Origin of the sequence: Zavarzinella formosa DSM 19928, assembly GCF_000255705.1 — a bacterium.
GTDB lineage: Bacteria > Planctomycetota > Planctomycetia > Gemmatales > Gemmataceae > Zavarzinella > Zavarzinella formosa.
Genome location: NZ_JH636467.1, coordinates 724 through 1,218 on the forward strand (window position 1 = coordinate 724; position 495 = coordinate 1,218).

Genomic DNA, 495 nt, shown 5'->3' on the forward strand with positions numbered 1-495 from the left:
GAAGACACTCCTGGTGTTTTCGACACGGGAACAACCCGTCGCCGGGAAACGGCCCGAGATCCAGAAAATCCTGATGTCCAACCGCACGGATTTCCGGACGGCCGAACTGGTCGAACTTTATGATTTGCGCTGGCAGATCGAACTGTTCTTCAAGGAGTTGAAAAGCACATTGGGCTTCGCCCAATGCCGCCTGCGCCGGTTCGAGGCGACGGAGGGATGGCTGGAGCTGGTCCTGGTGACGTTCCTGTGGCTGGAGTGGCATCGGGCGAGGCAACTGGCCAAGTCCGGCCTGACGACGAAGCAGAAAGAGCGCTGGCGACACCAGCGAACCCACGGCCTCTGCCTGGCGGTCCGCCGCCACAGCGAACAGGCCGACTTGGAATACCTGGCCCGCGCCATGCAAACACCCGGCGGAATCCGGCGTTTGCGACGAAAACTCCGGCAGGCCATCCCGGCCGAGTTTCGCACCGCCGGATAAAAAGCGCAACTTCAAAA

The 495-nt window shown here is 61.2% G+C and carries 1 protein-coding gene; it reads left to right on the forward strand.

Features of this window, described 5'->3' with window-relative positions:
- A partial coding sequence (locus BGIM_RS0147760; RefSeq protein ID WP_238537860.1) for a transposase occupies positions 1-478 on the forward strand: 478 nt, incomplete at its 5' end.
- Positions 479-495 lie beyond the last annotated feature (17 nt).